Here is a 24,819-nt window from a genome sequence, read left to right on the forward strand (position 1 = left end):
CTCGATCTGCGCCGACGTCCCCGCCACCACCTGCTGCGACGGCCCGTTCAGCGCGGCGATCACCAGCCCGCCGCCCTGCTCCGCCAGCCGCGCGCGCAGCGTCGCCGCATCCAGCATCACCGACAGCATCGCCCCGCCTTCGCAACGGCCCTGCATCAGCCGCCCACGGCTCGCCACCAGCTTCAGCCCCGCCTCCAGCGTCAGCACCCCCGCCGCCTGCGCCGCCATGTACTCGCCCAGGCTGTGACCCATCACCACCTGCGGCGTCACACCCCACTCCTCCCATGTCCGGCGCAGCGCATACCCCAGCGCGAACAGCGCCGGCTGCGTGTAGTCCGTGCGGTCCAGCAGCGCCGTCGACGCCCCGAACAGCACCTCCAGCAGCCCCACCTCCAGCTCGCCTTCCAGCAGCCTCGCGCAATCGTCCAGCGCCGCCCGGAACACCGGCTCGCGCTCGTACAGCTCACGGCCCATCCCCGCGTATTGCGAGCCCTGGCCCGTGAACAGCATCGCCACCCGCGGCCGGCGGTTCCGGTACACCCCGCGCAGCAGCGCCGGCTGCTCGCCGCCCTCGCCGAATGCGCGCAGCCGCGACACCAGCTCCGAGCGCTCGCGCACGACCCACGCAGCGCGCTGCTCGAACGCGCTGCGTCCCGTGTTCGCCGTGTAGCAGATCGATGCCAGATCCGCCGAGCCCTGCTCCACGAACGACGCATAGCGCGTCGACAGCGCGCGCAATGCCTCCTCGCTGCGCGCCGACAGCGTCAGCACCTGCGCGCCGCGACCCGCGACCGCCGCTTCGCGCGTCACCTCCGGCGCCGATTCCAGAATCGCGTGCGCATTCGTGCCGCCGATCCCGATCGAACTCACGCCGGCCACCCGCACGCCGCCCTCGGGGCGCCACGCGCGCAGCTGCGTATTGACGAAGAACGGGCTTGCGTCGAACGGAATGTCCGGATTGGTCTGCGTGTAGTGCAGGCTCGGCGGGATCTCGCCGTGAAATACCGTGAGGACCGCCTTGATCAGCCCGGCGACGCCCGCCGCCTGATCGAGGTGTCCGATGTTGGTCTTGACCGAGCCGATCGCGCAGAAGCCGGTGTCCGCGGTCGACGCGCGGAATGCCTGCGTCAGCGCGGCGATCTCGATCGGATCGCCGAGCGGCGTCGCCGTGCCGTGCGCCTCGACGTAGCCGATCGCACGCGGATCGATGCCGGCCGCCGCGTGCGCCTCCATGATCGCTGCCGCCTGGCCGTCGACGCTCGGCGCGGTGTACCCGACCTTGCCCGAGCCGTCGTTGTTGATCGCGGTCCCCTTCACCACCGCGTAGATGCGGTCCCCGGCCGCGAGCGCGTCGTCGAGCCGCTTCAGCAAGACCACGCCGGCTCCGCTGCCGAACACCGTGCCCGCGCCCTGCCGGTCGAAGGCGCGGCAGTGGCCGTCCGGCGACGCGACCATCCCTTCCTGGTACAGGTAGCCGACGCGATGCGGAACGTGGATGCTGACGCCGCCGGCGAGCGCCGCGTCACACTCGCCGCGCAGCAGGCTTTGCGCGGCCAGATGCACGGCGACCAGCGAAGTCGAGCAGGCCGTCTGCACGTTGACGCTCGGGCCGCGCAGGTTCAGACGGTAGCTGACGCGCGTCGGCAGGTGATCCTTCTCGTTGCTGATGCGGATCTGGAAAGCCGCCGCGGGCGCCGAGTCCGATTCGAGCGACGCGAGAACCGACTTGTGATAGCCGCTCGCGTCCGTGCCCGCAAATACGCCGATCCCGTCGCCCTCCTTCTGCGGATCGACGCCCGCATCCTCGAGCGCCTGCCACGCGCATTCGAGGAAGATCCGCTGCTGCGGATCGAGCAGCTCGGCTTCGCGCGGGCTCATGCCGAAGAAGGTCGCGTCGAACGCGTCGATGTCGTCGAGCACGAAGCCCGCGCGCACGTAGTTCGGATCGGCGAGCAGCGCGGGCGAGACGCCGGCCGCGCGCAGCTCGGCTTCGCTGAATTCCGTGCGCGATTCGACGCCTTCGCGCAGGTTGCGCCAGAACGCGTCGACGCTCGACGCGCCCGGCACCCGCACCCCGATCCCCACCACCGCGACGCTCGCCGAGCGCGCCGGCGTCTCGCCCCGGCTGCGTCTGCGCGGCCGGCCGGCGGCGCCGGCCGGCTGGCCGTGCGCGTCGAGATGGGCGGCCAGCCCGGCCACCGTCGGATTGCGGAAGAACTCGACGCGCGGCACGCGCATCCCGAACGCCTGCTCGATCTTCTGCTGCATCTGCAGCAGCAGCATCGAATGGCCGCCGAGATCGAAGAAATTGACGTCGACGCCCACCTCGGGCGTGCGCAGCACGTCCCGCCAGATCGCCTGCACGCGTTCGAGCGTCGATCCGGCCGCCGCGGCCTGCGGCGCGGGCGACGCCGCACGTGCGAGCGCCGGCAGCGCGTTGCGGTCGACCTTGCCGTTGTCGGTCAGCGGCACCCGCTCGATGGACACGAACGCCGCCGGCATCATGTAGTCGGGCAGCGTGCGGCGCAACGCGTCGCGCCATGACGCCGAGCGGTCCGTGGCTGCGCCGTCGTCGTGCACCACGTAGGCGACGAGCCGCTGGTCTTGCTCGTCGACGCGCTCGACGATGGCAACCGCCTGGCGTACGCCCGGCAGCGCGGTCAACGCGGCCTCGACGTCGCCCAGCTCGATCCGGAAGCCGCGTAGCTTCACCTGGTTGTCGAGCCGCGCGAGCCAGCGGATCGCGCCGCTCGCGCTCGCCCGCACCAGGTCGCCGGTGCGATACAGCCGAACCTTGCGGCCACCGTCGAGCGTCGCTTCGACGAAACGCTCCCGCGTCAGCGAATCGCGGCCGTGGTAGCCGTCGGCAAGGCCCGCGCCGCCGATATACAGCTCGCCCGCCACGCCGGGCGGCACCGGTGCGCCATGCGCGTCGAGGATATGCAGGTGCACGTTGCGCAGCGGCGCGCCGATCGCCACGAAACCGTGATCCCGGACTTCGTGCCAGGTCGCCCACACGGTTGCCTCCGTCGGCCCGTAGACGTTGCACAGGCGGCCCACCAGCGGCCGCAGCGCGCGAGCGAGCGGTTCGTCGAGCGCTTCGCCGCCGCACACGGCGGTCAGGTCGGGCTTGCCGCGCCATTGCGCGGCGACCAGCATCCGCCAGGTGGCCGGCGTTGCTTGCAGCACGCGTGCCTGCGCCGCGTCGATCCGGCTCGCCAGCGCCAGCGGGTCCGCCGTTTCGTCGCGGCTCGCAAGCCACACGCGCCCGCCGGCGACGAGCGGCACGAACAGCTCCGCGAACGCGATGTCGAACATCGGCGTGGTCACGGCCAGCCACGTCTCGCCGGCCTGCAGGCCGCTGCGCTCGTGCATCGCGAGCAGCAGGTTGACGGCCGCGCGATGCGCGACGCGCACGCCCTTGGGCTGCCCCGTCGAACCCGACGTGTAGATCACGTAGGCGATCGCGGACGGATCGTCATCGCTGAAATCAGTGCCCGCGCCGTCGCCGGGCGCACCTTCCAGCAGCGTGTCCAGCGCCACCTGCGGACGCGCCGGCGCACCGTCGGCCGCCGCCTCGGCGATCACGAGCCGGACGTCGGCGTTCTCGAGGATGAAATCGCGTCTCGCGGCCGGGTAACCGGGGTCCAGCGGGACATACGCGCAGCCGGCCGTCATCACGCCGAGCAGCGCGCCGAGCAAATCGACGCGACGCTCCACGCACACCGCCACGCGCTCGCCCGGCTGGACGCCTCGCGCGCGAATCTCGCGGGCGACCCGCGCCGCCCGCTGCAGCAGTTCGCGATAGCTCAGCCGCTGCGTCGCCGTCTCGACCGCGATCGCGTCCGGCGTGCGCGCGGCGGCCGCCCGGATCAACGCGCTGACCGTCAGATCGGGGATCTCCGCCACCGGGCCGCGCAGCGTGTCGCACCACGCGGCAAGCGCAGGCGCCGGCCACAGCGGCAGCTCGCCGATCGGCGCGTCCTCCGCGTCCTCCGCGTCCTCCGCGTCCGACAGCGCCGTGGCCGCACCAAGCCAGCTCGTCAGCATGCCTGCGATCGTCGCGGCTTCGTAGCGATCCTCGTCGTACTCGCACTCGAGCGACAGGCCCTCCGCGCGGCGGATCAGCATGAAATTGAGCTCGCTGTCGACGAACAGCGCGTCGGCGTCATCCAGCGCCGCCTCGGACAACGCCGCCTCGGGAAGATCGGCGGGCAAGCCGGCGAACGACACCGTCACGGGAGCAGGCACGCGCTCGGCGTCGTGCAGCGCGCGCTGGTCGAGCGCGCCACGGGTCGCGCGCAGCAACACATCGGCCGGCGCCTCCGGCGCGACGTCGAGCGTCAGTCGCGTGCGCGCCGGTTCGTCCTGCGCGTCGGCCTGCGTGATCAGGTCGAGCGGCACGCTGCGCTGGTCCGCGTAGCGGGCGAGCGTCATGCCGAGCCCCGCGAGCCAGAGTGTCGTCTCCGCGTGGCCGTCCTGTCGCGCGCGCTTGCCGGCCGCCTCCGCCGCCGCGGCGGGCACGGGCATGTCGTGACGCATCCTGCGGTAGCGGGGCGTGACCGGCGCGGGATAGTCGCGCGGCAGGTCGAGCGGTACGGGCGCGTGCGTCGCGGGCGTCGTCGTGTGTGCGTTCATGGTCGTGTCGTCGTTGTCTTCAAGCCTTCAGCACTGCCAGGTAATTACCGATCACCAGCGCGTCGAGGCGCGCTTCGCGGAACGTCTCGACGGCCTCCTCCGCGGTGCGAACGATCGGCTGGCCGCGCACGTTGAAGGAGGTGTTCAGCAGGATCGGGATGCCCGCCGCATGCTCGAACGCTTCGAGCAACTGATAAAAGCGCGGGTTGCGGTCGGCGAACACCGTCTGCACCCGCGCGGAGCCGTCGCAATGCGTGACGGCCGGCAACGCGTCCCGGTGCGCGGCCTTCACGCCGGTCACGTAAAGCATGTGCGCGAAGGTATCCACTTCGCCCGCCCTGACGTCGAAGAATTCCGGCGCGCGGTGGGCCAGCACGGCCGGCGCGAACGGCCGGAAATCCTCGCGCTTCTTCACCAGCGCGTTGACGCGCGCGCGCATCGACGGCGAGCGCGGATCGGCGAGGATGCTGCGATTGCCGAGCGCGCGCGGACCGAATTCCATCGCGCCCTGGAACCAGCCGACGATCCGCTCGCGCGCGAGCAGGTCCGCCGTCACGCCCGCCAGTTCCGCCGCGTCGTCGAAGCGGCGCACGTCGAGCCACGGCTTGTCGAGCGCCGCGCGGATCGCGCCGTCGTCCTCGTGCGTGCCCCAGAACGGCATGCTCATCGGCTGCATCACCGCATCCGGGTCGTGCTCGCTCTGCACGTAGAGCGCCGCGCCGAGCGCCGTGCCGTCGTCGCCCGAAGCGGGCTGCACGAAGGTGCGCCTGAACAGCCGGCTGCGCAGCACGACGCCGTTCGCGGTGCAGTTGAGCGCGACGCCGCCCGCCATGCACAGGTGGCGCGCGCCGGTGCTCGCCTTGAAGGTCCGCAGCGTATGCAGCGTCGTGTTCTGCAGCACGGCCTGCAGCGCGGCCGCGAGATCCATGTGAGCCTGGGTGATCGGCTCGTCCGGCAGGCGCGGCTTGCCGAACAGTTCCTCGATGACGCGCGACGACGCGCGATAGGTCGCCATCTCGAGCGGCGTCTCGTTCAGCTGCAGGACCGGAATCGTGTAGAAGCCATCGTCCTGCAGGCGCACCAGCTCGCTCAGCTTCGCGAAGTACGGGCGCGGATCGCCATACGGCGCCAGTCCCATCACCTTGTATTCGCCCGAGTTGAAACGGAACCCGAGGTGCAGCGTGAACAGCCCGTACAGCACGCCGAGCGAGTGCCGGTGCGACACGCTCGCGACCCGGGTGAGGCGGCCGTTGCGGCCGGTCCAGATCGACGCGCTCTCGGTCTCGCCCATTCCGTCGGAGACGAACACCAGCGCGTCGTCCATGCCGCTCGGGTAGTAGGCGCTGGCCGCGTGCGCGAGATGGTGAGGCACCTGCACGAACTTCTCGTTCCACGGCCCGTCGCCCCAGCGTTCGCGCAGCACGCTCAGTTGCGCGTCGCGCGACTGGACCTGCTCGAACTCCACGCGTGCATCGCCCGACTGCGCCAGCGATGCGGCGACGGCATCGTAGGCAAAGCCGTGCGCGATGCGATCGACCTGGTCGAGCCGCAGGCCCGCCTGGGCCAGCACCGCGTCGATCGCGCCGGCCGGAAAGCGCTCGGTGCCCTTGTGACCCGTGAAGCGCTCTTCCGCCGCCGCGCCGACGATGCCGTCCGGGCCGACGAGCGCCGCGGCAGCGTCCAGCCCTTGCGTGATGCGCAATTCACGGCGCTGGATATCCGGGTAGTGCTGCTCGCGAAACGCAATGGCGCGGTCCAGCCCGCTAATCCCAAGGACATGCATGACGGCCCCTCGTAAAGTGATTCGAATGGTGTCGGGTCGACACGGACGCCGGGTCAGCGCGCGCCCAGTCTCGTGATCAGATGCTCGTCCCGCTCGAGCGTCGGGTTCGGGGTCGTCAACAGCCGGTCGCCGACGAATACCGATCCGGCGCCGGCCAGGAAGCACAGCGCCTGCAGTTCGTCGCTCATGTGCTCCCGGCCGGCCGACAGGCGGACCACCGATTCCGGCATCAGGATCCGCGCGACCGCGATGGTGCGAACGAACTCCAGCCCGTCGACGCCGTCGGCGTCGGCCAGCGCGGTGCCGGGAATCCGCATCAGCGAGTTGATCGGCACGGACTCGGGATGGACCGGCAGGTTCGCGAGGGTCTGCAGCATGCCGATGCGGTCGTCGCGGGTCTCGCCCATGCCGACAATGCCGCCGCAGCACACCTTGAGGCCCGCGCCGCGCACGTGATCGAGGGTCTCGAGGCGATCGTCGAGCGTGCGCGTACTCGCCACCGTCGGGTAATACGCCGGCCCGGTGTCGATGTTGTGGTTGTAGAAATCCAGCCCGGCTTCCGCCAGCCGCTCGGCCTGCGGCCCGGTCAGCATGCCGAGCGTCACGCAGGTCTCGAGGCCGAGCGCCTTCACGCCCTTGACCATGTCGCACACGCGCTCGAGATCCCGCTCGCGCGGGCTGCGCCACGCCGCGCCCATGCAGAACCGCTGCACGCCGGCCGCCTTCGCGGACGCCGCGGCAGCCAGCACCGCATCGAGATCCATCAGCTTGCTGGCCGGCAGCATCGTGTCGGCATGCACCGACTGGCTGCAATAGCCGCAGTCTTCCGGACATCCGCCGGTCTTGATCGACAGCAGCTGCGAAATCTGCAGCGGACGTCCCGCATGGAAGCGGCGCTGGATCGTCTGCGCGTCGTACAGGAGATCCGTCAGCGGCGCGGCGAACAGCGCCGCGATCTGTTCGTGCGTCCAGTCGTGCCGGACGGCCGCGTCGGCGCTCCGCCCGCCTGCGCACGCGCGAACGCCGTCCGACGACGTGTCATGACTCATGTGAACGATTCCGTTGATTGAAATGAAAATCGGACGGCAGTCAGTTCCGCCCGGTGCTCAGCACCACCTTTCCGGCCACCTTGCGCTGGCGCAGCAGCTCGATTGCGTCCGCCGCCTCCGACAGTTCCATGACGCGCGACACGTGCGGTGCGAGCTTGCCGGCCTCGAACCAGCCGAACAGCGTGGCGAACGCCTTGCGTACCCAGTCCGGCCGGTTCGCCCGGTAGTGCCCCCAGTAGAAACCCATCACCTCGCAGTTCTTGACCAGCAGCAGGTTCGCCGGCACGCGCGGGATCTCGCCGCTCGCGAAACCGATGACGACGATGCGCGCCTCGGGCGCGACCACCCGCAGGCTGGTGTCGAACGCAGCCCCGCCGACCGGGTCGTACACGACGTTCACGCCCTTCCCGCCGGTCAGCGCCTTCACCTGTTCGCGGAAATCGTCCCGGCCGACCTCGATCACGTGGTGCGCGCCGTGGCGACGGGCGGCCGCCCGCTTGTCCTCCGAGCTCGCCACCGCGATCACCGTGGCACCGAGCGCCCGACCCACTTCGACAGCGGTCAGGCCGGTGCCGCTGCCCGCGCCGTGCACCAGCAGCGTCTCGCCCGCCTGCAGCTTCGCGCGCCACGTGAGCGCGCCGTACGACGTGCCGTAGGCGATGGCGAAGCCTGCGCCGGTCGTGAAATCCATCGACGCCGGTATCCTGAACAGGTTTGCGGCAGGCAGCACGACCTCGTCCGCGAAGCCGCCCCACGCGAGGATGCCCATGACCCGCTCGCCGACCGACACCGACGTCACGCCGGGCGCCGTCTCGACGACCGTGCCCGCGATTTCGAAACCCGGCACGAACGGCAGCGCCGGCTTGGTCTGGTAGCGCCCCTCGACGATCAGCGTGTCCGCGAAATTGATGCCGCACGCATGCACGTCGACCCGCGCCTCGCCCGCCCCGAGCGGCGCCGGCGTCACGTCCCGCAGCGCGAGCGCCCCGGTGCCGTCATAGGCTTCACATACGATCGCGCGCATGATCAAGCCCCGGCCGGCACGTCGTCGGCGCGCGCGCCCCGACGGCCATCCTGCTCGATGCCGGCCGACCTGGCCGACAGCATCTGCTCGACCCGTTCCGCAGCCTCGAGCGCGCATCCCCACGACAACGTCACACCGGCCCCACCGTGCGCGTAGTTGTGCAGGATGTGCGTGCCCGGCACTGCTTCGAGCCGCACGTTGCCGTGCCTGAACGGCCGCAGCCCGGCCCGCACCGGCTCGTCCGGATCGATCTCGACGTTCGCGAGTGCGGGCATGAACTCGATGCCACGCCGGTACATCCGCCGGATCGGCTCGTGATTGTCGAACCCGATGTCGGTGCTCCATTCGTCGGCTTCCGCGATCGCGCCGAGCACGATGCGGTCCTCGCCGCGCGGCACGAGGAACACGATCTCGTCGACGCCCGTCACGTGGTCATGAGACACGCAGTGCGCCTGATCAAGGCGCGGCATCTTGCTGCCGTCGTTCACGAGGCGGATCACGGCGCCGCGCAGCGGATACATCGGCTCGCCGCTCAGCTCGGCCGCCCCGAGGCCCGCGCAGTTGACGATCGCATCGACGCCGAAGTCCGCCTTCAGGCGCGCCTCGTTCGCCTGCAGGTCGCCTTCGATCCGCTGCTGGACGACCCGGATGCCCTTTGCGATCACCTGGCCCAGCAGCCAGGCCATGTAGACGTCCGTATCGACCATCGGCGCGAGATGGCAATACGCGTCGACGAGTCCGATGTCCGGATTCACGCCGTTCTCGCGAATCAGCGACGGGTCGCGCCGGAAGCCCGGCACGTGCTCGCGGATCTCGTTCATCTTCTCGAGATGGAGCGCGTGCTCCTCGATCCTGTTGCGGAAATAGAAATTGACCGGGCGGATGTAGACGCCCGTCGCCGGATCGGCCGCGAGCGTCTCGAACGTGCGGAACGACACCATGCACCAGTGCTTCGAGCGCTCCAGCGAAACCTCGTCGTCGTGATAGCCGCAGACGGCGGGCGGCCATTCCCACAGGGCGCCGGCCACCACGGACGTGATGTTCGGCGCGAATTGCTCGCCGACGACCGTCACGCGGATGCCGCGCGCGTGCAGGCACAGCGCTGTCGTCAGGCCGGCCACGCCCGCGCCTATGACGAGCGCGTGCCCCTTCTCTCCAGATACCCTCATGTCTTCTCCATGAATCGGCCGTTCCACGCGACCCCGAGGCGGCCGACAGGAAGCAGCACTGCCGGGCGCGCCGCGCCCGCTGCACGCACGACTGCGGATGATCAGCTGCCGGCCGGCACGTCCGCGCGCGCAACGCGCTGCCGGATCACCGTCGCGAGGCGCTCGACCTCGTCGTCGGGATGGCCCGCGGTGATCAGGACGCGCAGGCGGGCCGTGCCGCGCGGCACCGTGGGCGGACGGATCGCGGTCACGAAGAAGCCTTCGTCGGCAAGCATGCGCGATGCGTCCAGCGTGGCCCTCTCGTCGCCGATGATGATCGGCACGATCGGCGTCTGCGGCTCCGGGATGCCCAGCGACGCCGCGAACGCCTTCGCTTTCGCGAGCGGCCGTTCGACCAGCGCCGGATCGGTGGCGATGATCTCGAGCGACGCGATGGTCGCCGCGACCGTCGCCGGGGGTTGGCCCGTCGTCAGCCCATAGGTACGCGCGCGGTTGCGGATCAGGTCGATCACCGGGGCCGACGCTGCAAGGTAGCCGCCGTAGCTGCCCACCGCCTTGCCTAGCGTGCCCATCTTCAGGGGTACGCGCGCGTCGCGCCCGGTCGCGAAGGTCGCGCCGCGCCCTTGCCCCACCACACCGATGCCGTGCGCGTCGTCGGACATCACCCATGTGTCGAAACGATCGCCAAGCGCGACCAGCGCCTCGAGCGGCGCGATGTCGCCGTCCTGCGAGAACACGCCATCGGTCAACAGGATCGCTTTGCCATGTGCGCGCCGGTGCTCGTCCAGCAGCGCCTCGACGTGGGCGAGGTCGTTATGCCGGAACGCGACGGTCCGGCCGCGCGACAACTGCGCGCCCGCCCACAGGCAGCCGTGCGCAAGTTCGTCGATGAGGATCAGGTCCTCCTTGCCGACGAGGGCCGGAACGATGCCCGAGTTGGCGAGGTAGCCCGAGCCGAACACGCAGGCGGCCTCCGTGCCCATCAGGCCGGCGAGCCGCGCTTCGAGATCGGCGAACAACGGGTGATTGCCCGTCACGAGCCGCGACGCGCCGGCACCGGCCCCATAGCGGCGAATCGCGGCGATCGCCGCTTCCTTCACCGCCGGATGCTGGGTGAGATTGAGGTAGTCGTTGCACGAGAACGAAAGCAACCGGCGTCCGTCCCGGCGGATCCAGATCCCTTCACTTCGATCCGTTTCCGTGAGGACGCGACGCAAGTTCGCTGCGCTCAGTTCCGCGAGCTTTTGCTCTGCAAATGAATCAAGCGAATGAGTCACTGGGCCCCTCTCTTCCCGAAATTCGGTTCAATGGACATGTGCGCCGCGGTGCCCGTGCATCCGGCCATAGGTGACGCCGTGCACGCCCCGGCGCCTCGCTGCCACGGAAAAACACGGGATATTTCGATGAACACGGATACGAATACACATCGGTGCAAAGCCCCTTCCATCTCTTATTCATTTGCAACTGGCGCATCGACCCCGCAAGTCAACTCATACAGAGGTGCCTTGTTTGCTTTGCGCCGGCAACTTTCGCGCAATAAAAAAATTTCGGATTCGATCGTTTTACGACGCATCCTGACAAAAGCGTTTTTGCAACAAAAACAAGATACCGGCAAGACGTCAGGCACTCGCCAGCGCTCCGTGGAATCGGGCTTGTCGATGATGTCAGTGTCACATCACCCGGCAATTTTGCTTTTGATATCTCTCAGATTATTGATTTTTGAATAATTTTTATGAGTGAACCGGTACCAGCAAGCCACAAACTGCGTTGCCCGGCCACCGGCCTCTGCACTGTTTAGCGAATTGAAAAACGGGAAATGCACACCAGAACGGCGCGCACCAAAACGCCGACCGATAGACTCCGGGAGTTCTTCAACGGAACATTGCAATAATGAAGCGACCCTCTGGCGATATTTTAAATCTTCTTGAACTGCAAACTCATCGAGACGACAAGGTAGTACACAGCGTTTTCAAAGTCAATCTCATTAACAATCTTCATGTCGCGCGCACGAGCGCGAACATTAAACTCAATATTTAGGGGATTTGATTTGATTTTGTTTTCAATCCTGCATGGCGAAATTACAATTCGACAAGCCCTGCGATAAATAACAGGCAATTGACTTGAAATTCGATTCAAACAGCGTGATTGACACCGTCAAACGATGTTCTCCGATACGGTCGCCGGCGCGCGGGCCAGTCAACCTGTACTCCCTCGTCGATACCTGCAAAGCGAACGATGTCGAGCCGCACCGCTACCTCGTCCGGCTGTTCGCAACGTTGCCGCTTGCCACGACCGTCGACGGCTACGCTGCACTCATGCGTTGGGTGATGCCCGCCGGCCCCGAACTCCGCGGGGCGGCGTTAAAAGAAGCCTACTTCCAGACAAGGACGTCGCAAACGGATCGCATACCTAAATATCCATGCTCTACAAAAACAAACATCCTCAAGCATCCGGATCCGGAATCCGCGCCGACTGAATCACGACCAGCGTGTCCCCCGCCTCGATCCGGCATGGCGGATCTTCATAAAACGACTGGATCTTCCCGCAGCGATCGAGCCCGACCACGATCGCGCCCGGCACGACATTCGTCATGCAGCCGATCTCGTGCGGCAGCGCCTCGCGCTCGATCAGCGTCGCGCGCCCGCGGGTCGACAGCATGTCGTTCACGAACGGCACGATATAGCGGCTATGCACCGCATCCGCGAGCAGCAACGCGCCGATCTTCGTCGACGACACGATCACGTCCGCACCGGCCTGCCGCAGTTGCCGCTGGTACAGGTTCTCCTGGATCCGCACGACGATCTTCGTGTCGGGCGCGATGCTGCGCACCGACAGCGTCAGCAGGATCGCGGTCGGATCGTCGGTCACCGAGATGATCACGGCCTTCGCCGCGCGCACCTGGGCCTGCTGGAGCAGATCCTCGTGCGCGGGATCGCCGAGCAGCCCCGTCACGCCGAGCGACGTCGCGGCCTCGAGCGCCTGCTGCTGCGCATCGATCACGATGATCGTCGCGGCATCGACGCCGCTCTCGAGCAGCTCGCGCACGGCGATCGACCCCGACAGGCCGTAACCGCACACGACGATGTGATCGGACAATTGCTTTTGCAGGCGTTTCATGCGGAATTCCTCGATGACGCGCTGGATCACGAACTGATACGCCGTGCCCAGGAAAATGAACCAGATGACGATGCGGATCGGCACGATGAAGAACGCATCGATCAGGCGGGCGCGCGCGGTGACGGGCACGATGTCGCCGTAGCCGACCGTCGCGACCGTGACCATCGTGAAGTACACGAGATCGGCGACGGTCATCGGCGTGCTCTTGGTCGAATCGCGCAGGCCGTCGCGATCGAGATACAGCACGAGGAACGCGAGCATGCACAACAGCGCGACCGCACCGACACGAAACAGCAGCGTGCGCCGCGGCGACGTCGCGGGACGCGTGAACAGCATGCGCGCACGCGGCGCCTGCCACGGGTTGCGGGCGCGACGCAGGCGTGAGCGCAACGAACGGCGCTGGGCGGAAGGCGAGGCCAACGGGGAATCTCCTGAAGGATGCGGGCTCGATTCTACGACGGGAAGGCGGCGATCCGGCCCGACGCCATCGCATCGATTCGTCCGCTACAGCATGCTGCGCGGCCGCACCATCGTCCCGTCGACGAAACGCTGCGCACGAAACGCCGACAGGTCGAGCGACGGCGCACCGGTGTCGATCCATTCGGCGAGCAGCCGGCCGACGATCGGCCCCATCGCGAAACCGTGACCGCAGAACCCCGTCGCGATCGCGAGCCCCGACGGCGCGCCCGGCGCATCGATCACCGGAATGCCGTCGGGCAGCACGTCGATCAGGCCGGCCCATGCCTCGACGATCTGCGCGTCCTTCAGCGCGGGGAAGATCGCCTTGAGCTTCGCGAGCGCGCGCGGCGCATGCGCGCGATTCGGCTGCGGCTGCGGATCGCGCGGCTCGATCGGCCCGGCCGCGCCGTTGATGCGCGCAAGCACATCGCGCCACGCGGCCGAATTCACGTGCAGCCGGAATTTGTCGCGCTGCGACCAGAACTCCGGCCAGAACAGGCTCAACCCGCGCAGGTGGCCGAGCGTCAGGTCGACGTCGACCTGCATGTCGTCGGCGAGATTGATCGCGCCGTTCTTGCGCTGCCGGATGCCGAGGCCGTGCCCCCACACCGTCGACGCCGATACCGGCGGCACCACGTTGGTGCGCATGCAGGTGCCGCGCACGGCCTGCTGCGGCAGCCGGATGCCGACGCCGTCGAGCAGCCTGAAACTGGTCGCGCCGGCCGCGCAGATCACGCGCCGCGTGCGGATCGTGCCGCGCTCGGTCGCGACGCCGACGACCGCGCCGCCGGCCGTCTCGATCGCCGTCACGCCGCAGCCTTCGAAGAAGCGCGCACCTGCCTCGGTTGCACGCGCGGCGAACGCCGCGGCCACGCGGCGCGGCTCGGCCTGCCCGTCGGTCGCGGTATACAGCCCGCCGAGCGTGCGCGCCTGCGGCGAAAGGCCGCTGACGCGCTCGTCGATCTGCGCGCGCGTCAGCGTGCGCGTATCGAGACCGTGCTCGCGCGCGACGGAGAGCCACGCGTTGAACGACGCCCAGTCCGTTTCGTTGTCCGCAATATAGAGACAGCCGCCCTGCCGCCATTCGAGATCGAAACCGAGGGTTTCCTCTAACCCCTCCCAGATCCGCATGCCGGCCATCATCAGCGGCACTTCGGCGGCTTCGCGCCCCTGCTGCCGCACGAAGCCCCACGCGCGTGTCGACTGCTGCCCGGCGATGCGCGACTTGTCGAGCACGACGGCCTTCAGGCCGCGCAGGCCCAGGTAGTACGCGGCCGCGCAGCCCATGATGCCGGCGCCGGCGATCACGACGTCGGCTTCGGCCGGAAGCGCCGTTTCGGCGCGCGTCAATGCATCGTGCAGCGGATAGATTGTCGTCATTGCTTCCTGTCGGGCGTCAATACATTCGAGATACGGCCGCTCGCGGTAACGTCGTGACACACCTTTCACACAAACGCACCTTTCGCGACACGGAATGACGACCATTTTGCGGTAAAGTTATCTTTTCCGCGCGTGGCCGGTCGGCTCGCCATTGGACGTCATGAAGACTGTCCGTCGAGACTGCCGCAAGGCGTCGTTCTGAACGTCACGATCCGTTCCCGTAGCATGACCACTGAAGCAATCACCACGGATTCCCTCGCGGTCGCCGAGCGCGTGCGCGAGCTGATGACCCGCAACGGCATCGGCAAGCGCCAGCAGACCACCGAGCTGTGCCGCATCCTCGACCTGAGTTTCTCGCAAGGCCATCGCAAACTGCGCGGCAGCAGCCCCTGGACGCTCGCGCAGATCAAGAAAGTCGCCGAAGCGTACGGCGAACCCGCCGCCCAGCTGTTCGGCGCGCAAACGCTCGACCCCGGCATGGTCGGCGCCTGTTCGCAGGAAGCCGTACTTTACGCGGGCGTCGCCGAGATTCCGTGCACCGCATGGATCGGCGCGCCGCTCGAAGCCGGCGCGCGCCCCGAGTTCGTCGCGTACGAACAGAACGGCCGCTGGCGCGTGCTGCGCCACACGGGCGTGCTGTACCAGAACGCGTACGACGTGCACAAGATCGAAATCTATCCGCGCCGCGCGGAGAGCGACAAGCTCGTCGTCGCCGTGATCGATCCCGATCGCGTCAGCGCGACCGAGCTGTGCCGCTATCTCGAACGGCAGGGTTTCGCGACGGCCGCGTTCGACGGCCTCGCGCCGTTCGTCGACGCGCTGCAGGGCCAGGCTTTCGATGCGGTGCTGACCGAATGGCTGTTCGACGACAGCACGGCCGCGACCGCGATCAAGGCGGTGCGTACGTCCGACAACCCGGGCGCGCCGATTTTCGTGCTGACGGGCGACCTGCTCACCGGCCGCGCGAGCGAAGTCGACATCAGCGAAGTGATCCGCACGTTCGACGTCGTCTGCTACGAAAAACCCGCGCGCATGGCGATCCTCAGCGCCGATCTCGCGAAACGGCTCGCGCGCGGGTAGCTTCCGCCCGCCTCCGCCCCTCTCCCGGACGGCCAGCGTCCGTGCGGCCGTGAACAGGTTCCTCAGTACAATAGCCGCACCTGTTCACGCCTACGCCGCCCGACTCCATGGCCCGCCTCATTCCCGACGACTGGAAAAGCCTCGCCGCGACCGGCGCGGCCGAACGCGAGCGCGAAACGCTCGCCGCGCTCGAACACGCGCTGCCCGACACCTACACCGTGTATCACGGCGTGCACTGGACGCGCGCCGACCAGGCCTTCTCGGTGTTCGGCGAGGCCGCGTTCGTCGTCGTGAGCCCGGCCGGCCGCGTGCTGCTGATCGAGCAGAAGGCCGGCTTCCTGCGCGAAACGCCGAAGGGGCTCGTGAAGGTCTACCTGCAGACCGAGCGCAACGTCGCGATCCAGCTCGCGCGCACGCAGGAAACGCTGCACCGGCGCCTGACGGCCGCGCTCGGCGCGGGCGTCTACGGCGTCGAGGCGCTGCTGTACTGCCCCGACTATTCGATCCGGCAGGCATCGATCGCCGGCGTCGCGGCCGACCGCATCGTCGACGCGTCGCGCAAGGCGCAGCTCGCGCAGGTGATCCTGCAGATCCTGCCCGAGGACGACGAACGTCTCCCGAACGCGCCGAAGCTCCACCATTTCCTCGCGGACGAGCTCGCGCTCACGCCCGACACGAGCGCGCTCGTCGGGCAGGCCGGCACGCTCGTCACGCGGCTGTCGGGCGGCCTCGCCGCGTGGGCGCGCCAGCTCGAATTCGCGCCGTTCCGGCTGCGCGTCACCGGCACGGCCGGCTCGGGCAAGACGCAGCTCGCGGTGCAGGCGATGCGCGATGCGGTCGCGGCCGGCAAGCGCGTGCTCTACGTGTGCTTCAACCGGCCGCTCGCCGACTACATCGCGCGCATCGCGCCGCCCGGCGCGAAGATCGCGAACTACCACCAGCTGTGCGACTGGGTCGCGCGCGACGGCGGCTATACGCCCGACTTCCAGGTGCCCGGCGAATTCGAGCGGCTCGAGGCGCGCTTCGCACAGGCGCCGATCGCCGAACGCTGGCGTTTCGACGTGCTGGTCGTCGACGAGGGGCAGGATTTCCATGCGCCGTGGGCGGCCGCACTGGAGCGTTTGCTGGCGCCGGACGGCGCGTGGTGGTGGCTCGAAGATCCGCTGCAGAACCTGTACATGCGCGAGCCCGTCGCGCTGCCCGGCTGGGTGACGCTAAAGGCGCTGACGAACTACCGCAGCCCGCGCGACCTGCTCGACTTCGTGCGCGACGTCGTCGGGCGCGTCGAGCCGCTTGCGACCGAGCTGCGCTCGGGCAGCCCGTTCGACGGGTCCGATCCGTCGGTGTCGGCATACGGGGAAGTAGGCATGTCGGGCGACGCATTGGCGCAAGCCTGCATCGACGCGACCAAGCGCGCGATCACGCACGCGCTGTCGCTCGGCTTCCGCAAGCAGGACATCGCGGTGCTGTCGTATCGCGGCCGCGATGGCTCGGTGCTCGCGCCGCTCGACCAGCTCGGCCCGCACCGGGTCAAGAGCTTCACCGGCAAGTACGACCTGTTCGGCAACCCCGAATATCGCGAGGGCGATGTGCTGCTCGATTCGATCTACCGCTTCAAGGGCCAGTCGGCGCCGTGCGTGATCCTCACCGAAGTCGACTTCGACACGCTCGACGCGCGTGCTGCGCGCAAGCTGTTCGTCGGCGCGACGCGCGCGACGATGAAGCTGCTGATCGTCGCGTCGTCGCGGGCGGCTGGGCAGCTCGCGGCGGGTTGACGCAACGGGCGGGCAGCCGGCAGGCGAGTGCCCGCCGCGTCTCCGCCCGTTATCCATCAAGCCACCCGGAACGCCCCCACCGCACGACGCAACCCGTCAGCCTGCTCCTCCAGCGACGCCGCCGCAGCCGCGGCCTGCTCGACGAGCGCCGCATTCTGCTGCGACACCTGGTCCATCTGCGACACCGCGCGGTTCACCTGCTCGATCCCGTCGCGCTGCTCGTTCGACGCGGCCGCGATCTCGGTCATGATCCCCGTCACGCGCCCGATCGCCTGCTGGATGTCCTGCATCGTCGCGCCGGCCACGCCGACGAGCCGCGAGCCGTTCGCGACGCGCTCGACCGATTCGCCGATCAGCGTGCGGATCTCCTTCGCGGCGGACGCCGAGCGTTGCGCGAGCGTGCGTACCTCGCCCGCGACCACCGCGAAGCCGCGGCCCTGCTCGCCCGCACGCGCGGCTTCGACCGCCGCATTCAGCGCGAGGATGTTGGTCTGGAACGCGATCCCCTCGATCGTGCCGATGATGTCGGCGACCTTCTGCGAGCTCTGGTCGATCTCGTTCATCGTGCCGATCACCTCGCCGACCACCGTCGCGCCGCGCGTCGCGATCTCGCTCGCGCTGTCCGCGCACGCCTGCGCCTCGAGCGCATGGTCGGCGTTCTGCTTCACGGTCGCGGTCAGTTGCTCCATGCTCGCGGCCGTCTCCTGCAGCGCGGACGCCTGTTCCTCGGTGCGCTGCGAAAGATCGGTGTTGCCGGCCGCGATCTGGTGCGTCGCCGTCGAGATCGCTTCCGAACCCTGGCTGACCTGGCGCACCGTGTCCGCGAGGCTGCGCTGCATGCCCGTCACGCCATTGACCAGTTCGGCCATCTCGTCGCGCGACGACCAGAGCACTTCCGACGTCAGGTCGCCGTCCGACAGTCGGCGGAAATGCGACAGCAGCCGGTTCACCGGCTGCGTGATCGCGTAATGCAGGCCGATCGCGCAGCCGAGGCACGCGGCCAGGCCGAACGCGATGCCCGCGATCGCGCCGGCGCGCATCCAGCCGTAATAGGTCTGCGCGGTGTCGTAGACATCCTTGCCGCGCGCCGCCTGGTAAGCATCGAGCGCATCGGTCGCCTGCGTGAGCGCGACCGACAGCGGCGGCGCGACCTGCATCAGCAAGCGGTCGGCCTCGTCGCGCCGGCCGTCGCGGATCGCGTCGATCAGCGGCTTCAGCGCCTGCCCGATCAGCGCCTGGCGCGCGGCGTCGAGACGGCTCGCGAGCGGGCCTTCGTCGCCGTCGTGCGGCATCGCCGCGTAGCCGCGCCACGCGGTGTCGGCCTTCGCGAGATAGTTCTCGGCCTTCTTGACGAGATCGGGCACTTCCGGCGCTTCCGGATGCAGCAGCGCGCGGTCGAGCGTCGTACGCACGATCGTCAGGTTCAGGCTCGCCGCGGACAACGCAGTCTTCGCCGCCAGTTGCTGCGTATAGGCCTCGTCGAGCGCGCGGTTCGAGCTTTGCATGCCGGCGAGGCCGATCAGCCCCGACACGACGAGCAGCGCAGCGACGAGACCGAGCGTGGAGAAAATCCGCGTACGGATCGAGAAACGGGAAAACAGGGCGTTCAGGTTCATGACGGGACGTGAGCGATGAAAAATGCCGCGGCAATCGGTCCGCGGCACTCTGGATTACGGTTTGCCTGCAGAAAACTTGAGTCCGGCCCCGCTTTCTGTCTGATCCCGATCAATTTTTCGCACCGGCAATCTCCTGTTACGGCTGCAACATATCGAGGCTGGGCAGAAATTGACTAGTCAATCACTGGTCGTTATATTTCGACCAATTCCCTGCCATGGCAGATATCTCGATGACAACCGACACCCTCCTTACTCCGCCGGCCGCCGAGACGGCCCGCCGCGACGCGCCGACCGGGCTGATCGTCGCCGCGCTGCTGCTCGTCATGCTGCTGTCCGCGCTCGACCAGACGATCGTGTCGACCGCGCTGCCGACGATCGTCGGCGAGCTCGGCGGGCTCGACCAGTTGTCGTGGGTCGTCACCGCGTACCTGCTGTCGTCCACCGTCGTGCTGCCGCTGTACGGCAAGCTCGGCGACCTGTACGGCCGCAAGATCGTGCTGCAGGCCGCGATCGTGCTGTTCCTCGCGGGCTCGGCGCTGTGCGGCGTTGCGCAGGACATGACGCAGCTGATCGTGCTGCGCGCGCTGCAGGGGCTCGGCGGCGGCGGCCTGATGGTCGTCACGATGGCCGCGATCGGCGATCTGGTCCCGCCCGATCGCCGGGCGCGCTACCAGGGGATGTTCGGCGGCGTGTACGGCCTCGCGACGATCGTCGGCCCGCTGCTCGGCGGCTTCCTGGTCGAGCATCTGTCGTGGCGCTGGATCTTCACGATCAACCTGCCGCTCGGTTTTCTCGCGCTCGCCGTGATCGGCATCGCGTTCCGGCCGCACAGCGCGCACGTGAAGCACCGGATCGACTACATGGGCGCCGCGTTCCTCGCGACGGCCCTCACCTGCGTGATCCTGTTCACCAGCGAAGGCGGCTCGCTGCTGCCGTGGACGTCGCCGCAACTGTGGATGACGCTCGTGCTCGGCCTCGTCGCGATCGGCGGCTTCATCTACGAAGAACGGCTCGCGGCCGAGCCGATCGTCCCGCTCGAACTGTTCCGCCATCGCACGTTCGTGCTGGTCAGCCTGATCGGCTTCGTGGTCGGCACCGCGCTATTCGGCTCGGTCACGTTCATTCCGCTCTACCTGCAGGTCGTGAAGGGCTCGACGCCGTCGCAGGCCGGGATGCAGTTGCTGCCGATGATGGGCGGGATGCTCGCCATGTCGGTCATTAGCGGCCGGCTGATCTCGCGGTTCGGCTCGTACCGGATCTTTCCGATCGCCGGCACGCTGATCGGCGGGACCGCGCTGGCGCTACTGTCGACGCTGTCGCTCGATACGCCGCTGCAGACGATGTACGCGTACATGGCGCTGCTCGGGATCGGCCTCGGGATGGTGATGCCCGTGCTCACGCTCGCGGTGCAGAACACGGTCGAGTTCCGGCACATGGGCGTCGCGACATCGGGCGCGACGCTGTTCCGCTCGATCGGCAGCTCGATCGGCGTCGCGGCGTTCGGCGCGCTGTTCTCGCACGGGCTGCAGGCGCGGATGCTGCGGGCGCTGCCGGCCGGCACGGAGCTGCCGCCCGCGCTCGGCCCCGGTGCCGTGCACCAGTTGCCGGACGCGGTGCGCGACGCGTACCTGCATGCGTTCGCGGGCTCGCTGCATGTCGTGTATCTCGCGGCGGCGACCGTGGTCGCGATTGCGTTCGTGCTCGCGTGGTTCGTCGAGGATGCGCCGCTGCGCAAGCACAACTGATCGGCATGCGAGCTGCGCCGCGGCCGGCACCGGAAGCGCGCCGCGCCGCGGCCTTCAGGCCTTCGACCCGCATCGCGCCCCATCCGCAGCGGCCCGACGTTACGGCACCAGCACGACCGCGCCCGTCGTCGCGCGCGACTCCAGCAGCCGGTGCGCATCGGCCGCCTGTTCGAGCGGCAGCCGCGCGCCGATCTCGACGTGCATTCCGCCCGCCAGCCGTTCGAGCGTCGCGCGCGCGGCTTCGCGATACCCCGCGACGTCGCGCGCGATGAAACCGAGCACGCTCGGCCGCGCGAGCGCGATCGAGCGGGCCGGCCCCAGTTCGTCGAGATCGACCGTCTGCCGCGTGCCGATCGCGGCAACCTGCCCGATGCTCGCGACCATCCCGAACGGACGGATCGCGCCGAGCGTGCGCGTCAGCACGTCGCCGCCGATCCCGTCGATCGCGTAATCGACACCCGCGCCGCCGCCGAACGCGCGCGCGGCCGCGACGAAATCCTCCTCGCGATAATCGACGACCGCGTCGGCGCCATGCGTGCGCACGAGCGCGGCTTTCGCGGCCGACCCGACCGTGCCGATCACCCGCGCGCCGAGCGCGCGCGCCCACTGCGTCGCCAGCAGCCCGACGCCGCCGGCCGCCGCATGCACGAGCACCGAGTCGCCGGCGCCGACCTGCCGGACGCGATGCAACAGCATGTAGACGGTGATCCCTTTCAGCAGCCCGGCGGCGACCGCGTCGTCGCTCAGGCCGTCGGGTATCGGCAGCACGCGCCCGGCCGGCATCGTGCGCAGGCTCGCATAACTGCCGGTCGGCATGCCCGCATACGCGACGCGCTGGCCCGGCACGAGATCCGTCACGCCGGGCCCGACCGCGTCGATCACGCCGGCCGCCTCGACGCCGAGCGCGTCCGGCAGCGCGGGCAATGCGTGCGCCCCCGTCCTGAAATAGATGTCGACGAAATTCACGCCGACGGCGGTCTGGCGAATCCGCACCTCGCCGGCGCCGGGCGGCGCGACGGGCGCATCGACGCGGCGCAGCACACCTGCGTCGCCGTAGCGGTCGATCCCGATCCGGATGGCGGTGGCAGTTTGGGTCATGACGTTCCTCGCAATCGAATGAAGTGACACGATCATCCCATCGTGCATAATCGACCGGAATTCCCGTTTATCGCCCAACTACTGTGCAAAATTCGACCGATCCTGGTTCCGTACCCGCGTCCGCGCCGTCAATGAGCTGGGACGACATCCGCACCTTCCTCGCGGTGATGCGCGGCGGCAGCCTGTCGGCCGCCGCACGCGCGCTACAGGTCCAGCATTCGACGGTCGCACGGCGCATCGACGCGCTGGAGTCCGCGCTCGGCATCCGGCTGTTCGACCGCCTGCCGCGCGGCTGGCCGCCGACCGACGAAGGGCTGCACCTCGCCGAGCACGCCGCGCGCGTCGAAACCGATGCCCATGCGTTCGCGCGCGCCGCGCAGGGCGCGGCAGCGCTCGACGGCGTCGTGCGCGTGTCGGCGTCGCCGGTGTTCGCCAGCCATTTCCTCGCGCCACGGCTTGCCCGCGCGCAGCGCGCATGGCCGGCGCTGCGGATCGACCTGATGGGCGAGATGCATGCGGCGAACCTGTATGCGCGCGAAGCCGATCTCGCGGTGCGGCTGTCGCGGCCGAGCGAGCCGGGGCTCGCCGCGCGCCGGCTCGGCACGATGCGCTTCGCGCTGTGCGCGTCGCCGGAATGGGCGGCCGCGCCGCCCGACACCTGGCCGTTCGTCGGCTACGACGACGCGCTCGCGCAAACGCCGCAGCAGCAATGGCTCGAACGCTTCGCGGCCGGGCGCCGTTTCGCGTTCGTCGCGAACGACCTCGCGGCGCTGCACCGCGCGTGCGTCGCCGGCGCGGGGGTCGCACTGTTGCCGCGGTTTCTCGTCGACGATTCGCTCGCCGCAGCCGGTGCGGCACCCTCGTCCGCACCCGCGCCGCTCGTCGAGCTGACTTCCGCGCCGCGCTGCGACATCGAGCGCGAGATCTGGCTCGTCGTCCATCCGGACGTGCGCCGCTCGCCGCGCGTGCAGCGCGTCGCGGACGCGATCGCAGACGCCGTGCGCGCGGCGGACGGGCGGCTCTGACACCGCCGCCCCTTCAGAACCGCCGTTGCGGGCCGACCATGATCCCCGGCTGGCTGCGCCCCGCCGATGCGCCGCTCAGGACTGCCGGACAGGCGACGCCTGACGCTCGCCGGTACTGGCCGGGTGATCGCGATGCGACGCCGAGCGCCGATGATCGATCAGGCCGACCGCGACGGCCGCCGCCAGCGCGGGCAGCCCGATCGCCATGAAGTTCTGTTCCAGCGGCAGATCGATGCCGACCAGCAAACCGATGACGATCGGCGCCAGGATCGCGCCGCTGCGGCCCACGCCCAGCGTCCAGCCGATGCCGGTCGAGCGGATCGCCATCGGATAGAACTGCCCCGCATACGCGCAATTGACGATCTGCGTGCCGATCGTCGACGCGCCCGCGAGGCCGACCAGCACGAACAGCAGCGCGGTCGGCATCTTGTAGCCGAGCAGCGTGATCGACACCGCGGCAAGCAGATACATCGACACGAGCACCCTCTTGATCGGAAAGCGATCGGCCATCCAGCCGCCGCCGATCGCGCCGACCATCGCGCCGGCGTTCAGCACCAGCACGAAGGTCAGCGCGGAGCCGAGGCTGTAGCCGGCGCTCGCCATCAGCCGGGTCAGCCACGAGCTGAGCGCATACACCATGAACAGGCACATGAAGCACGCGATCCAGAACATGACGGTGCTGAATCCGCGGCCGTCGTCGAACAGCTGGCGAACCGGCGCGCTGCCGGCGTTGCCTTCGCGCGGGACGACATAGCAGTCGCCCGGTTGATGCCGGTATGCGGGATCGAGCCGGCGCGCGATGCGCGCGAGCTCGTCGGTCCTGCCGCGCCGGATCAGGAACGGCAGCGATTCCGGCATCCATTTCACGAGCATCGGAACGAGCAGCACCGGCGCACCCGCGGCGACGAACACGGACTGCCATCCGTACGCCTCGATCATCCCCTTGCCCATCACCGCCGCCAGCATGCCGCCGACCGAATAGCCGCTGAACATCAGCGTCACCAACGTGCTGCGCAAGCGGCGCGGCGCGTACTCGGTCATATGGGCGATCACGTTCGGCATCACGCCGCCGATGCCGATGCCCGCCAGGAAGCGGGCTGCGCCGAACAGCGCGGGCGTCGGCGCGAGCCCGGCCGCCGCGGTAAAGACGCTGAACAGCGTCAGGCAGGCCGCGATGGCCCAGCGGCGCCCGATCCGCTCGGCGACGGTCCCGAACACGATGTTGCCGAACATCATGCCGAACAGCGCCGAGCTGACCATGAAGCCGGCCTGCGCCGGATTGACGCCCATCTCCTTCATGATCGCCGGGAGCGCGATGCCGGCCACCGCGAGGTCGTAGCCGTCGAACACGATGATCAGCGCGCACCAGAACAGCACGACGCCGTGCAGCGGACCCAGCCGCGCATCGTCGGAGAGCGCCTGCAGGTTGATTTGACGCATGGAGCTTCGTTCCTTTTTCCAGAGGGGATTCGGGCCCGGCGGTCGCCATCGCATCACACGCGTTCGAAGTAATACGATCGCTCAGCTCATCGATTTAGTAGCTGTACGAAATTTCATCGTGAAATGCGCCGCTTTCCGTCCGGATGCCGGCGCAGTGTAGGAAGCCACAATGATTCTCACTATCCGGAATTTGCACGTGGCTCGCGAACTCAGTCCGCTTTTTTTCTAGTGCCGCGTACCGCGGGCCGCGCGCTATCCGGATTTTTCCCTGGCGGGAGCGGGACTATCCGATTCTTGCGATACTTTCGACAAGTCTGACGAAGATCAATATCATCCTTTCAGGATATCTCGCTCACAAGAGAAACCGATGTGGCACGACGCGCATCCGCGGCCCGCTGGATGCGCTGCACGAAAAGCGCCA

General features: G+C 68.7%; 16 protein-coding genes and 1 pseudogene. 6 read left to right on the plus strand and 11 right to left on the minus strand.

The annotated features are described in order from the left end of the window. The 6 genes from ACPUER_RS25510 to ACPUER_RS25535 form a co-directional block, all read right to left on the minus strand. A partial coding sequence (locus ACPUER_RS25510; protein WP_425132454.1) for an amino acid adenylation domain-containing protein occupies positions 1 to 4,638 on the minus strand: 4,638 nt, incomplete at its 3' end. 19 nt (positions 4,639 to 4,657) lie between these two features. After that, complete coding sequence (locus tag ACPUER_RS25515; RefSeq protein ID WP_425132455.1) at positions 4,658 to 6,421, minus strand: carbamoyltransferase family protein; 1,764 nt, start codon at positions 6,419 to 6,421, stop codon at positions 4,658 to 4,660. Positions 6,422 to 6,474: 53 nt separating this feature from the next. Continuing rightward, a complete protein-coding gene (gene bioB, locus ACPUER_RS25520) occupies positions 6,475 to 7,470 on the minus strand; it encodes a biotin synthase BioB (RefSeq protein ID WP_425132456.1) in 996 nt (331 codons plus the stop codon). Positions 7,471 to 7,510: 40 nt separating this feature from the next. Then, on the minus strand, positions 7,511 to 8,494 hold the full coding sequence (locus ACPUER_RS25525) for an NADPH:quinone oxidoreductase family protein (RefSeq protein WP_425132457.1): 984 nt from the start codon (positions 8,492 to 8,494) through the stop codon (positions 7,511 to 7,513). A gap of 2 nt (positions 8,495 to 8,496) precedes the next feature. After that, positions 8,497 to 9,663 (minus strand): FAD-dependent oxidoreductase, encoded by a 1,167-nt coding sequence (locus ACPUER_RS25530; protein ID WP_425132458.1) that lies wholly within the window; start codon positions 9,661 to 9,663, stop codon positions 8,497 to 8,499. Positions 9,664 to 9,764: 101 nt separating this feature from the next. Further along, positions 9,765 to 10,814 (minus strand): aminotransferase class I/II-fold pyridoxal phosphate-dependent enzyme, encoded by a 1,050-nt coding sequence (locus tag ACPUER_RS25535; RefSeq protein ID WP_425132459.1) that lies wholly within the window; start codon positions 10,812 to 10,814, stop codon positions 9,765 to 9,767. 117 nt (positions 10,815 to 10,931) lie between these two features. Here ACPUER_RS25535 and ACPUER_RS25540 point away from each other — a divergent pair, with 117 nt between their 5' ends. Continuing rightward, positions 10,932 to 11,390: a hypothetical protein gene (locus ACPUER_RS25540; RefSeq protein ID WP_310137396.1), complete on the plus strand. Its 459-nt coding sequence runs from the start codon at positions 10,932 to 10,934 to the stop codon at positions 11,388 to 11,390. A 434-nt stretch (positions 11,391 to 11,824) separates the two neighbouring features. Then, positions 11,825 to 12,002: pseudogene (locus ACPUER_RS25545) on the plus strand (transposase domain-containing protein); the annotation flags it as partial. A 103-nt stretch (positions 12,003 to 12,105) separates the two neighbouring features. Here ACPUER_RS25545 and ACPUER_RS25550 read toward each other — a convergent pair. Beyond that, entirely contained in the window at positions 12,106 to 13,200 is a 1,095-nt protein-coding gene (locus ACPUER_RS25550) for a potassium channel family protein (RefSeq protein ID WP_072443240.1), read from the minus strand. 84 nt (positions 13,201 to 13,284) lie between these two features. Further along, positions 13,285 to 14,619: an NAD(P)/FAD-dependent oxidoreductase gene (locus ACPUER_RS25555; protein WP_425132460.1), complete on the minus strand. Its 1,335-nt coding sequence runs from the start codon at positions 14,617 to 14,619 to the stop codon at positions 13,285 to 13,287. A gap of 225 nt (positions 14,620 to 14,844) precedes the next feature. On the opposite strand from ACPUER_RS25555, the gene ACPUER_RS25560 reads away from it, so the two are divergent. Next, entirely contained in the window at positions 14,845 to 15,699 is an 855-nt protein-coding gene (locus tag ACPUER_RS25560; RefSeq protein WP_175959343.1) for a helix-turn-helix domain-containing protein, read from the plus strand. Positions 15,700 to 15,806: 107 nt separating this feature from the next. Further along, positions 15,807 to 17,474, plus strand: coding sequence for an ATP-binding domain-containing protein (locus tag ACPUER_RS25565; RefSeq protein ID WP_425132461.1), 1,668 nt, complete (start codon positions 15,807 to 15,809; stop codon positions 17,472 to 17,474). A gap of 56 nt (positions 17,475 to 17,530) precedes the next feature. Here ACPUER_RS25565 and ACPUER_RS25570 read toward each other — a convergent pair whose 3' ends face one another. Further along, positions 17,531 to 19,090, minus strand: a complete 1,560-nt coding sequence (locus ACPUER_RS25570) for a methyl-accepting chemotaxis protein (protein ID WP_425132462.1) — start codon at positions 19,088 to 19,090, stop codon at positions 17,531 to 17,533. 230 nt (positions 19,091 to 19,320) lie between these two features. On the opposite strand from ACPUER_RS25570, the gene ACPUER_RS25575 reads away from it, so the two are divergent. Further along, positions 19,321 to 20,835, plus strand: a complete 1,515-nt coding sequence (locus ACPUER_RS25575) for an MDR family MFS transporter (protein ID WP_425132463.1) — start codon at positions 19,321 to 19,323, stop codon at positions 20,833 to 20,835. A gap of 99 nt (positions 20,836 to 20,934) precedes the next feature. Here ACPUER_RS25575 and ACPUER_RS25580 read toward each other — a convergent pair whose 3' ends face one another. Further along, the gene (locus ACPUER_RS25580; protein WP_425132464.1) at positions 20,935 to 21,933 is read right to left on the minus strand and encodes a quinone oxidoreductase family protein; all 999 of its coding nucleotides are present in this window, start codon (positions 21,931 to 21,933) and stop codon (positions 20,935 to 20,937) included. 131 nt (positions 21,934 to 22,064) lie between these two features. On the opposite strand from ACPUER_RS25580, the gene ACPUER_RS25585 reads away from it, so the two are divergent. Beyond that, positions 22,065 to 22,958: a LysR family transcriptional regulator gene (locus ACPUER_RS25585; protein WP_310137378.1), complete on the plus strand. Its 894-nt coding sequence runs from the start codon at positions 22,065 to 22,067 to the stop codon at positions 22,956 to 22,958. Positions 22,959 to 23,033: 75 nt separating this feature from the next. Here ACPUER_RS25585 and ACPUER_RS25590 read toward each other — a convergent pair whose 3' ends face one another. Further along, entirely contained in the window at positions 23,034 to 24,398 is a 1,365-nt protein-coding gene (locus ACPUER_RS25590) for an MFS transporter (protein ID WP_425132465.1), read from the minus strand. Positions 24,399 to 24,819: the final 421 nt, after the last annotated feature.

The organism is Burkholderia sp. DN3021, assembly GCF_049805555.1.
Taxonomy (GTDB): Bacteria; Pseudomonadota; Gammaproteobacteria; order Burkholderiales; family Burkholderiaceae; genus Burkholderia; species Burkholderia pyrrocinia_C.

Bases quoted from the DNA above. Each gene is read 5' to 3' on its own strand.
- ACPUER_RS25560 (WP_175959343.1), top strand. From the start codon at position 14,845: ATGACCACTGAAGCAATCACCACGGATTCCCTCGCGGTCGCCGAGCGC.
- ACPUER_RS25570 (WP_425132462.1), bottom strand. From the start codon at position 19,090: ATGAACCTGAACGCCCTGTTTTCCCGTTTCTCGATCCGTACGCGGATT.
- ACPUER_RS25580 (WP_425132464.1), bottom strand. From the start codon at position 21,933: ATGACCCAAACTGCCACCGCCATCCGGATCGGGATCGACCGCTACGGC.
- ACPUER_RS25540 (WP_310137396.1), top strand. From the start codon at position 10,932: ATGAGTCACTGGGCCCCTCTCTTCCCGAAATTCGGTTCAATGGACATG.
- ACPUER_RS25525 (WP_425132457.1), bottom strand. From the start codon at position 8,494: ATGCGCGCGATCGTATGTGAAGCCTATGACGGCACCGGGGCGCTCGCG.
- ACPUER_RS25515 (WP_425132455.1), bottom strand. From the start codon at position 6,421: ATGCATGTCCTTGGGATTAGCGGGCTGGACCGCGCCATTGCGTTTCGC.
- ACPUER_RS25575 (WP_425132463.1), top strand. From the start codon at position 19,321: ATGACAACCGACACCCTCCTTACTCCGCCGGCCGCCGAGACGGCCCGC.
- bioB (WP_425132456.1), bottom strand. From the start codon at position 7,470: ATGAGTCATGACACGTCGTCGGACGGCGTTCGCGCGTGCGCAGGCGGG.
- ACPUER_RS25565 (WP_425132461.1), top strand. From the start codon at position 15,807: ATGGCCCGCCTCATTCCCGACGACTGGAAAAGCCTCGCCGCGACCGGC.
- ACPUER_RS25585 (WP_310137378.1), top strand. From the start codon at position 22,065: ATGAGCTGGGACGACATCCGCACCTTCCTCGCGGTGATGCGCGGCGGC.
- ACPUER_RS25555 (WP_425132460.1), bottom strand. From the start codon at position 14,619: ATGACGACAATCTATCCGCTGCACGATGCATTGACGCGCGCCGAAACG.
- ACPUER_RS25590 (WP_425132465.1), bottom strand. From the start codon at position 24,398: ATGCGTCAAATCAACCTGCAGGCGCTCTCCGACGATGCGCGGCTGGGT.
- ACPUER_RS25530 (WP_425132458.1), bottom strand. From the start codon at position 9,663: ATGAGGGTATCTGGAGAGAAGGGGCACGCGCTCGTCATAGGCGCGGGC.